Here is a 7,662-nt window from a genome sequence, read left to right on the forward strand (position 1 = left end):
CATGCGTACGCTTACCCTCATCCTGGCCGCCGCCCTGTCGTGCGCGGCCCATGCCCAGGATGCCGCCACCGTGGTGCCCGCCAACGTCATTCCCCAACCCGGCCAGGTGGTCGCCAGCGGCGCGGTGCCCGACGAGGCCACCAAGGCCGACGTGCTGGCCCGCCTGCAGAAGGTCTATGGCGTGGGCAATGTGATCGACCGGATCGACGTGGGTGGCGTGGTGGCCCCGCCGAACTGGTCCCAGCATGTCGGCAAGCTGCTGGACAGCCCGCTCAAGCAGATCAACCGCGGTCAGCTGGAAATCGACGGCACGCAGATCCGACTGCGCGGCGAGGTCGACAACGAGGCCTCGCGCCAGCAGATCGCCAGCACGTTCGCCACGTCGCTGAATCCCACCTACAAGATCGTCAACGGCCTGCGCGTGTCGGCCGACAAGGACGAGCAGGACGTGCTGGACAACCTGCTGAGCAACCGCGTGGTGGAGTTCGAGACCGGCAGCACCCGCCTGACCGCCCGCGGCCGCGACCTGCTGGACCGGGTGGCCGATGCCGTACCCAAGCTGCGCGCCGACAAGATCCAGATCATCGGCCACACCGACAGTTCGGGCAGCCGCAGCACCAATCTGGCGCTGAGCCAGGCGCGCGCCGACGCGGTGCGGGATTATCTGGTGGATAAGGGATTGCCGGTGTCGCGCTTCGAGGCCATGGGCGCCGGCCCCGATCAGCCCGTGGCGACCAACGCCACGGCGGAAGGACGCGCCAAGAATCGGCGCATCGAGTTCCGCGCGGCTCGTTGAGACTTGGCGATTGGCCTTGCGTGGGAGCGCAGACGCAAGGCCTGACCGCCCCTTGCCATCGCCGGCACGCCGTCAGTTGCCGTCGCCGGCCTTCTTGATGCCCAGCAGCTCTTCCAGGCCCGACAGGGTTTCGTCGTTCTTGACCACCGTGCGCAACCACAGGTGCAAGGACATCTCGCCCCAGCTCGCGGCCTTGTCTGCAAGATAGGCAACCGGACTATGCGGTTCGGTGCGCCGGAAGAAATCCGCCACGTCGCGCAGCTGCGCCAGCGCCTGTTCGCGCGTCTGGATCGGGCCGCGCACGGCGGGCGCCACGGCAATATGGGGCGTCGGATCGGCGGCAGGGAAATGGTCGGCGGCGGGCAAGGTGGGCTCCACACGGACGGGAACGGCAGGCGTCGCAGGCGCCTGTGCCGGCGCCAGGTCGGCGCGTACCAGCAGGCCGGCGTCGCGCGCAAAGCGGTGCGCGAGTTCGGTGACATTGCGCAGCGCATCGCGCACGCGCGAGAACGCGGGGCTTTCATCCCCCAGGCGCTCGTCCAACGTGCGCTCCAATTGGGCCAAGGCCTGCGCGCAGCCTTCCAGCTGCGTATCAAGTTCGGAGTAGAACGCGGGCGGCGTATCGCGCCGCGCGGCATCGAAGCGGTCCAGCGTGAGCTTGCCACGGATCAGTTCGTTGGCATTGTCGGGCGTGCGCTTGACGGCGTTGGCAAGCTGGCTCGCGGCCTCCCAGAGTACGGCGCCGTAGCGCGCGCCGTCGGCCTGCGTCAGCGGGATTTCGCCGATCAGTTGCTGGGAGCGAGACAGCAACCATGCCAGATTGCCCACGCGCTGCTGCACGTCGCCGTCTTCCGGTACCGGGTGCAGCCCTTCCCAATAGTCCCGGCAGAGCCCGTCGATCAGCAGGTAGCCGTCGCGCAGGCCCGCGAAGCCACGCGTCTTGGCCCAGGCTTCCGCCAGCCACGACGCGATGCGGATGTCCTTGCTGCGGTCGCGCAGCACCGTCGAGCAGATACGCGCGACTTCCGGCCAATCGGCCTCTTTCAGATCAATGACCCAGTCGCCCTGGTCGAGCTGGGGGTCATCGTGCCGGCGCGCTTCGCGGATCGCATCAAACTCGGGCGAAAACACCAGGTCGACGCCGCAGGGCGCATCGCCGGGGATCGGTTGCAACAAGGCGTTGATGTCTGTCATAGGCTCAGGTCTGTCGTAGGCGCAAATCATCCCACATCTGCTTACGTATAACGTTCAAAGATGACACGTCCTATTACAAGGCGCATCACGATGCTTCGCTATGATTTGCGCTCCACCCAAGGAGCCTTCATGACGAAGAAATCGATCCGTATGCTGCCCGACGGGCACTTCATCTCCGGCACCCCCCGGCGCGCCCCGGACGGCAGCTACGTGGGCGGAGAAGGCCCGATCACCCGAGCCCCGGACGGCACCTATGTCGCCGGCACCCCGCAGCGCGCGCCCGACGGCAGCTACAAGGGTGGCGGCGGGCCCGTGCGCATGGCGCCCGATGGCACCTTCGTCGTCGGCCCGGCCCGGCTGGCGCCGGACGGCACGTATCTGTAAACAAATATCTCGCGCCCACCCATGTCCCAACGCTCCGTCATCCGCAAGGGCGACAAAACGTCGCACGGCGGCGTCGTCGTGACCGGCGATGAAACCGTCGTCATCTTCGGCCAACCCATGGCGCGCGTCGGCGACCGCGTCACCTGCCCCAAATGCGGCGACACCCACACCATCGTCGAAGGGGTGCAAAACGTCAGCTCGGACCGCATGACCGCGCTGGAAGGCATGCGCACCTCTTGCGGGGCGACGCTCATCGCCAGCCAGCATTTCTATCAGCTGGAGTACGGTTGAACGTGAGGCCGGGGCAACAGGCCGTGTCGCCTGCTGCCCTGCAAGAGGCCGACGCAATCAGCGCGACAACCGGCTGGGCTTCAATGGTCTCGGCCCCGCCTGGCGTTGCCCTCAACGTTGCAGGCAACGCGCCACGTCTGTCTTCAGTCGCGCCATTTCCTTGTCTACGCCAAGATCGGTGCAGTAGGCGCCAGCGCCTCGCAACGAAAGATCCAGCGTGGAGGCTTTCTGCGAGACGTCGGCCCGGAACCGCAAGCCCGTCACATTGCTGGAGCCGTAGTGCTCGGTCTCGAGCACGCCTGTCCTGGCATCCCGGATGGCGTAGCCGCTATCAAACAAGCTGCCACGCTCTGCGTTGCCGACGGTCTCCTGATCGATGCAGGCAAAGACCTCTTCGACCGAAGCGCCCTGAGGAATGGCGATCGACGCGCGCTTGCTTGGACCAAATGTGTCGCACAATCCGGAAGACAAGGAACATCCGCTCAGCAAGCCAACGAGGGCCAACGTGACGGCCAGCCTGCCTTGGGATCGCCCGAACGCCCACGCCTTGTCCATGCGTACCATATCCCTCTCTCCCGAATCGAAGTCAGCACCCGACGGCGCGAAGACACATCCCGAATGACTCGGCAGGTGCCGGGGCGGCCGGGGTGGCGTTGCGCAGGCCCGCCGCTCGAATACCGCCGCATCGCAGGCGCAAAGTATATGACCCGCTGTGGATGCGCGGCAGGCATACCCGCATTCATCATCCCGTCATTCTGCGTTTCTAAGCTTCCCACTTTTTCAGACGGGCGGCACAGATGGCGCATGACAAGCACGACGGCAAACATGACATTGCCGAGACACCTTCCACCCTGCCGGCGGCCGCGGACCCGCGCCGCCGCAGCCTGCTCAAGGCCGGCTTCGGCGCCACGCTGTTGCCGGTAGGCGGTTCATTTTTGCTGTCGGCATGCTCCAGCGACGACGACGAGGACAGCCCGGCGCCCGATACGCCCGCGCCGCAACCCCAGCCGGAACCGCAGCCGCAGCCTCAGCCCGCCAACGTGTCGAGCTTCGCGGTAGCGGTGCTGCCTGACACGCAGTTCTATTCCCGCTACGCGACCGATGCCGAAAACCAGCAGTTCATGCGCAAGTACGGCAGCGAACCGTACAAGGCCCAGACGCAATGGGTCGCCGACCACGCCAAATCCCTGAGCATTCCGTTCCTGATCCATCTGGGCGACGTAGTCGACCAGCAGGGCAAGCCGGACCAATGGAAGGTGGCCGATGCGGCCATGACGATCCTGGAAGACGCCAAGGTGCCCTACTCCATCCTGGCCGGCAACCACGACGTGATCCTGGACCGCGACTATGTGGACGCCAGCAGCCAAGCGAGCGCCACTGATGCCCAGCGCAACCTGGCCGTGGAACCCTATCTGCAGACCTTCGGCGCGGACCGTGCCAAAAAACAGGCGACCTTCGGCGGGCGCGATCCCAGCGGCTTTCACGAATACCACGTGTTCCAGGCCGAAGGCCAGAAGTTCATGGTGCTGTCATTGTCTTGGCGCATTTCCGACGCAGCGTTGACCTGGGCCAACCAGGTCATCCGCGCCAACCCGTCGCTGCCGGTCATCCTCGTCAACCACCAACTGCTCAACATCGACAAGGACGGCGTCACGCCGTTGGAAGTGCCGTACGGCCTGATGCTGTGGGACAAGCTGATCCGCGACAACGATCAGATCTTCATGACCCTCAACGGCCACTATCACGGCGCCGCGCACCTGACCAAGACCAATGCCTTTGGCAACCCGGTCGAGGAAATGGTGGTGGACTACCAGATGGCATACCAGGGCGGCAATGGCCTGATGCGCCTGTACGAATTCGACCTCAGCAACAACGAGATCCGGGTGCTGTCGTTCTCGCCGTGGGTGCCGCAAAAGCCGAAGAACACCCTCAACGCATTCGACCAGGCGGTCCTGACCGGCGCCAACGAGCAGTTCACCATCAAGATGGATTTCGCCAAGCGCTTTGGCGGCTTCAACAAGGACTTCAAGGCGGCGGAACCGTCGCACACCGCGCTGGTCGACCAGGCGCGCGCCCTGATCCTCGCCAACTACACCGATCCGGCCGCTACCGAGCAAAAGCCCGCTGCAGACAGCGAAGATTATCCGCAGGTGCCGGACACCTTGGCGCACTGGCGCTTCTTTGGCGGCGCCAACGGCCAGCCGGTGCAGGTGGGCGAGGTGGTTGCCGACCGCACCGGCTTGAACCCTGTCCGCCGCGCCGCGCTGAACGTCGACGGCGTGGCCGGCGCGCAACTGGGCGACGTGGTCTGGTCCAACGACCACCACTACCTGTCGGCTGCACCCGGATCCGTGCGGTTCTTGAATACCGACAAGAACACCGCCCGCATGAGCTACTTCATCACCGACACGGCGGCCGTGCTGAATGCCGAAACGGTGCCCAACGGCTACACCGTCGAGGCCTTCATCAAGATCGACCGCGACTGGACCGCATCCCGCAACGCGTGGATGAACATCATGACGCGCGACGGCAAGCGCGGCAATCTGCCAGGCTTTTCCGGTGGAGATCCGGAATCGCCGCCGCTGCTGTTCGCGGTGTCCAGCCTGCGCGAGATTCAGTGGGAAGTGGTGCCTGAACGTACCGGCACGCGCGACGCGAAAGCCAACTGGTCGGGCGAGATCATCGCCGACAAATGGATGCACGTCGCCGTGGTGAACGACAACACCACGCACGAGACCATCCTGTACGTCGAAGGCGCGCCGGTACTGCGCAACACATCAGACGCGCCGGGGCTGGCGACACTTGCGGCCGATATGCCCTGGGTGATCGGCGCCGGTTCGTGGGATGGCGCGCGGGCAGACGGTTTTTTCGGGAGCATCGGTGAAGTGCGTATCGTCGGCCGGGCGCTGCAACCCGCGCAGTGGCTGACCGCTCGCAAGAGCTAACTGTGCCAACGCGCCGCCGGCCGGCCTGGCGGCGGCGCGAGCCCGAAAAACCCCGGGGCTTTATCATCTAACCACTAGCGGCGTTGCGACCGCGATCGCGCGCCTCGTTTTTTGCCTTGATCGTAGAGGAGATTTATTAGTGGTTAGACTCGCAACGACAGCATCGATTTCTTTCCCGCCCCGCACCCCTGCCGCCACCTTCTGGCGGCACCGACGAGAGAGACCCTGGCTGGCGGCCTTGCTGCTGGCGGCGATGCTGAGTTGCCTGTCGTTCGTCTGGCAAGCCGCCGCCCTGGCCGCCGTGCCGCTGCCTGCGCCGGAGCCGGCCGCTTCCTCTACCGCACAGACACCGGCCGCGCTCACCCCTGCGGCACTCGCCGACCTGCTGGACAATCCCGAGGCCCGCAAGGCGCTGGTGGACGAGTTGCGCGCGCAGTCGGCCGGCGTCAAGCAGGCGCCGTCCGGCCCGGCTGGCGCCGCCGGGCACGACAAAAAGCCGGCAGAGCCTGGCCTTCAGGAACGCGTTGCCGACGGCGTGCAGCGCTTCCTGACAGGCGTGGCCGCCGACATGGGCCAGGGCGTAGACGACATGCGCGCGCTGGCATCGGGCCGCAGCCTGCGGATGGATTCCGGTACCGCAAGCACTGCCTTGCTGCCCCTGACGCTGGCTGCCATCGCCACGATCATCGCCTTCCTGGTGCTGCGATTGATCGCCATGCGCATCTACACGCGCATCGACCGCTGGGTGGCCGAGCACGGACCGGAATCCGATGCGTCGCGCGCCGGCGCTGCATCCGATTCGCCGCCGGTACGCGGCGCGCCGGCATCGATGCGCGTGCTGTACCAGCGCGCCGGCGCCATCGTCGGCGCCCTGGCGATCGACGTGGGCGTCGTGCTGCTCGCCGCCATGGCGGGCGGTGCCGCCGCCCTGTGGACCACACCGGGGCGCGGCACGCTGGACACGCTGGCCGCAGTATTCCTGCGGGCCTTTGTGTCTGTGGAGATCGTGAAGGTGGCGGTCCGCACGGTATTCGCCGTAAGGCACCCGCATCTGCGCCTCTTGCCGATGTCCGACGATTTGGCCAAGTACTGGAACGCCTGGCTGGTGCGCGTCGTCGCGGCGGCTGGGTACGGCACGCTGCTGGTCGGCCCCGTGATGGCGGCAGCGCTGTCGCCGGCACTCGGCCGGTTGGCCAGCATGGTCATCATGCTGGCGGTGTACGGGTACGCGGTGCGCGTCATCTGGCAGAACCGCCAGTCGGTGCGGGAACGCCTGAACCGCCACGCCGCCGGCGCGGCCACGTTCGTGGGATCGCGGCTGCATTTCCTATCGCGCGTGTGGCACGTGCTGGGCATCGGCTACTTCACCATCCTGCTGGTAGTCAGCCAGATCGATCCCACCAACGCACTGCCCTTCATGGCGCGCGCCACCGCGCAGACGCTGCTGGTCATCGGCGTAGGCAGCCTGCTGATCCTGCTGCTGAACGCGGTGCTGGCCAAGCCGATCCAATTGTCGGACGACCTGCGGCGGCGCTTGCCGCTGCTGGAGGCGCGCGTCAACGCCTACGTCCCGGCCATCCTGAAAGTGGTCGGCTGGATCATCCGCATCGTCGTGGTGCTGCTGATCCTGGATGCGTGGCACGCGTTCGACCTGTCGCGCTGGCTGGCTTCAGACGCCGGCGGAGCGGCCATCAAGGTCGTGCTGAACATCGTCATCGTGCTGCTGATCGCGGCGTTGGCGTGGACCGTGATCGCCAGCATCATCGAACACCGCCTGAGCCAACGGGAAGGACGGGGCATGCCCAGCGCGCGCGAGCGCACCCTGCTGGCGCTGTTCCGCAATGCCGCGCTGATCGTGATCGTCGCGATGACGCTGATGGTGCTGCTGTCGCAGATAGGCATCGACGTGGGGCCGCTGATCGCCGGCGCCGGCGTGGTGGGCCTGGCCATCGGCTTCGGCGCGCAAAAGCTGGTGCAGGACATCATTACTGGCGTCTTCATCCAGCTTGAGAACGGCATGAACGAGAACGACGTGGTGCAAGTCGCGGGCGT

Annotated in this window: 7 protein-coding genes; 5 read left to right on the forward strand and 2 right to left on the reverse strand. The window is 66.2% G+C overall.

The annotated features are described in order from the left end of the window. The first annotated feature begins 1 nt into the window (after window position 1). Window positions 2-796, forward strand: a complete 795-nt coding sequence (locus ACO6D5_RS06015; RefSeq protein WP_315844668.1) for an OmpA family protein — start codon at window positions 2-4, stop codon at window positions 794-796. A gap of 72 nt (window positions 797-868) precedes the next feature. On the opposite strand, the gene tssA is transcribed toward ACO6D5_RS06015, so the two are convergent. Then, the gene (gene tssA, locus ACO6D5_RS06020) at window positions 869-1,990 is read right to left on the reverse strand and encodes a type VI secretion system protein TssA (RefSeq protein ID WP_485824881.1); all 1,122 of its coding nucleotides are present in this window, start codon (window positions 1,988-1,990) and stop codon (window positions 869-871) included. 129 nt (window positions 1,991-2,119) lie between these two features. Between tssA and ACO6D5_RS06025 the strand changes: the two genes are divergently transcribed. Further along, the gene (locus ACO6D5_RS06025; RefSeq protein WP_485824882.1) at window positions 2,120-2,374 is read left to right on the forward strand and encodes a hypothetical protein; all 255 of its coding nucleotides are present in this window, start codon (window positions 2,120-2,122) and stop codon (window positions 2,372-2,374) included. 21 nt (window positions 2,375-2,395) lie between these two features. After that, the gene (locus tag ACO6D5_RS06030) at window positions 2,396-2,665 is read left to right on the forward strand and encodes a PAAR domain-containing protein (protein ID WP_315844666.1); all 270 of its coding nucleotides are present in this window, start codon (window positions 2,396-2,398) and stop codon (window positions 2,663-2,665) included. A 111-nt stretch (window positions 2,666-2,776) separates the two neighbouring features. Here the strand turns inward: ACO6D5_RS06030 and ACO6D5_RS06035 are convergent, their stop codons facing one another. Then, window positions 2,777-3,229, reverse strand: coding sequence for a hypothetical protein (locus ACO6D5_RS06035; protein WP_485824883.1), 453 nt, complete (start codon window positions 3,227-3,229; stop codon window positions 2,777-2,779). 233 nt (window positions 3,230-3,462) lie between these two features. On the opposite strand from ACO6D5_RS06035, the gene ACO6D5_RS06040 reads away from it, so the two are divergent. Both ACO6D5_RS06040 and ACO6D5_RS06045 read left to right on the forward strand, forming a co-directional pair. Further along, on the forward strand, window positions 3,463-5,610 hold the full coding sequence (locus ACO6D5_RS06040; protein ID WP_485824884.1) for a laminin G domain-containing metallophosphoesterase family protein: 2,148 nt from the start codon (window positions 3,463-3,465) through the stop codon (window positions 5,608-5,610). Window positions 5,611-5,863: 253 nt separating this feature from the next. Further along, window positions 5,864-7,662 (forward strand): mechanosensitive ion channel domain-containing protein (locus ACO6D5_RS06045; protein ID WP_485824919.1); only part of this gene is annotated, 1,799 nt, incomplete at its 3' end.

The sequence above is a fragment of the Achromobacter sp. genome, assembly GCF_057314935.1.